At 72.2% G+C, this 2,564-nt stretch carries 2 protein-coding genes; both read right to left on the bottom strand.

Annotated features, from left to right (window positions below; translation table 11 throughout):
• Positions 1 to 1,482 (bottom strand): glutamate--tRNA ligase (gene gltX, locus Q0195_RS00115; protein ID WP_299272940.1); only part of this gene is annotated, 1,482 nt, incomplete at its 3' end.
• A gap of 231 nt (positions 1,483 to 1,713) precedes the next feature.
• Positions 1,714 to 2,505, bottom strand: coding sequence for an LLM class flavin-dependent oxidoreductase (locus Q0195_RS00110; RefSeq protein WP_299272937.1), 792 nt, complete (start codon positions 2,503 to 2,505; stop codon positions 1,714 to 1,716).
• Between the last annotated feature and the right edge of the window lie 59 nt (positions 2,506 to 2,564).

Below are 2,564 nucleotides of genomic sequence, written 5' to 3'. Positions count from 1 at the left end.
GTCCTTGCCGAGGATCTCCATCGACTCGAAGAGCGGCGGGGAGACGCGCCGGCCGGTCACCGCAACGCGCAGCGGCGCGAACGCGAAGCGCGGCTTGATCCCCATCTCGTCGACGAGCACGGCGCGCAGCGCCTCCTGCTGCGCCTCCGGCGAGAAGTCCGTGAGCCCCTCGAGCACCTCGATCGAGCGGTCGAGCACATCGGCGGCCTCGTCGCGCAGCGCCTTGCGGGCGTCGTCCTCCACGACGACGGCGTCGTCGGCGAGGAAGAGGAAGCCGAGCATCCCGGGGGCCTCGCCGAGGAGGGTCATCCGCTCCTGGACGAGCGGGGCCGCCCTGGTGAGCAGCTCCTGGTGCTGCGGGGAGAGGTCGGCGAAGGAGGCCGCGGGCACCACGCCGGCGTCGTGGAGGTAGGGCACGAGCCGGTTGCGGAAGTCGGCCGGCTCGAGCATCCGCAGGTGCGTGGCGTTGATCGCCTCGGCCTTCTTGATGTCGAAGCGCGCCGGGTTGGGGTTGACGTCCGTGATGTCGAACGCCGCGACCATCTCCTCGCGGGTGAAGATGTCGTTGTCCGGGGAGATCGCCCAGCCGAGCAGCGCGAGGTAGTTGAGCAGCCCCTCGGGGATGAAACCACGCTGACGGTGGAGGAAGAGGTTGGACTCCGGGTCCCGCTTGGAGAGCTTCTTGTTCCCCTCCCCCATGACGTAGGGCAGGTGGCCGAACTCGGGCATGACCGAGGCGACGCCGATGTCGAGCAGCGCGCGGTAGAGCACGATCTGCCGCGGCGTGGAGGAGAGCAGGTCCTCCCCGCGCAGCACGTGGGTGATGTTCATCAGCGCGTCGTCCACCGGGTTGACCAGCGTGTAGAGCGGCTGGCCGTTGGCGCGGACGATGACGTAGTCCGGCACGGAGCCCGCCTTGAAGGTCACCTCACCGCGGACGAGGTCGGTGAAGGTGATGTCCTCGTCGGGCATCCTGATGCGCAGCACCGGCCGTCGGCCCTCGGCGCGGAAGGCGGCCTTCTGCTCCTCGGTGAGCGTGCGGTCGTAGCCGTCGTAGCCGAGCTTCGGGTCGCGGCCGGCGGCGCGGTGGCGCTCCTCGATCTCCTCCGGCGTGGAGAAGGACTCGTACGCGTGGCCCGCCTCGAGCAGTCGGTTGGCCACGTCGGCGTAGATGTCCATCCGCTGCGACTGCCGGTAGGGCTCGTGCGGCCCGCCGACCTCCACGCCCTCGTCCCAGTCCAGCCCGAGCCAGCGCATCGCGTCGAGGAGCTGGTGGTAGCTCTCCTCGGAGTCGCGGGCTGCGTCGGTGTCCTCGATCCGGAACACGAAGGTCCCGCCGGTGTGGCGGGCGTAGGCCCAGTTGAACAGTGCCGTGCGGATGAGCCCGACGTGCGGGGTCCCGGTCGGCGAGGGACAGAAACGGACACGGACGGCGCCGGAGCGGGCGCCGTCGTCGGCAAGGGCGGGGCTGTTCTCGGTCATGGTGGCCACCAGCCTATAGAGCCGCCGACGGGCACGACGACGGCGTCCGCGGGCCTGCCCACCCGTGTGTGCACCGCCCGGAGCACGGACCGCACGCAGCAGGGGCGTGCCGAGCGCGCGCGGGACCGTTGCCCGCGCTCGCCAGGATCACCTGCGCGCGGAAGGTCGGCGCGGCGGCCGATGATCGTGCGGGAGGTCAGCGCGGCGGGCCGTGGGCCGTGCCCGGCAGCGTCAGGGCACCGCGCCGATGACCTTGCGCAGGCCCTCGACCCAGCCGTCCTGCGTGGGCCAGGCCGAGACGACGAGCCAGGTGGCACCGGCGTCGGCGTACTCGTCGGCGGGTACTCCGTCACCCCAGTGCGCGACGACGTCCCACGGCTCGGGCTGCTGGGGGTCGGCGGGCACGAGGGCGAGGTAGTCGGCGAGCTCCTGCGGCGAGAGGGCCACTCCGCCCGGGGCGATCGGGACCAGGCCGTCCCACCGCCGCGCGCGGCGCAGCGGCCTGCGGTTGGGCACCACACCGGCGACCCACACCGGTGGGCGGGGCTGCTGGACGGGACGCGGGACGAAGTCGGCCTTGACGCGGTAATGCTCACCGACGTGGTCGGTGGGGCCGCTCCACAGCTGGTCGATGACGTCGAGCGCCTCGTCGAGCATGACCCCACGCAGCTTCTTGTCCGACTCGTCACCGAGGTCGGCGAAGTCGAGGTCGTCCGGCTCCCCGAGGCCGACGCCGAGGACGGCGCGGCCGCCGCTGAGGTGGTCCAGGCTCGTCACCTGCTTGGCGAGGGTGTGCGGACGGCGCCGGGTCGGCGGGGTGACCAGGGTGCCGAGCCGCACCCGCTCGGTCGCCTGCGCGATGGCGCCGAGCAGCACCCACGGGTCGTGGACGGGCATCCCGTGCATCCACTGGACGTGGTCCCAGAGGAAGACGCCGTCCCACCCTGCCTCCTCGGCCTCCCGGCCCAGGGCGATGACGGTGGCGGCGTCGGTGAACGGCGGGATGCTCACGGCGTATCTCATGGCCCGCAGGATAGGCCCGGCACCCGCAGAGCCCCGACAGCCCACCTCCCACCGACAGC

The organism is uncultured Georgenia sp. (assembly GCF_937958535.1).
Taxonomy (GTDB): Bacteria; Actinomycetota; Actinomycetes; order Actinomycetales; family Actinomycetaceae; genus Oceanitalea.
Note: the sequence above shows the minus strand (reverse complement) of the source record. Positions and strands in the feature narration are given on the sequence as shown.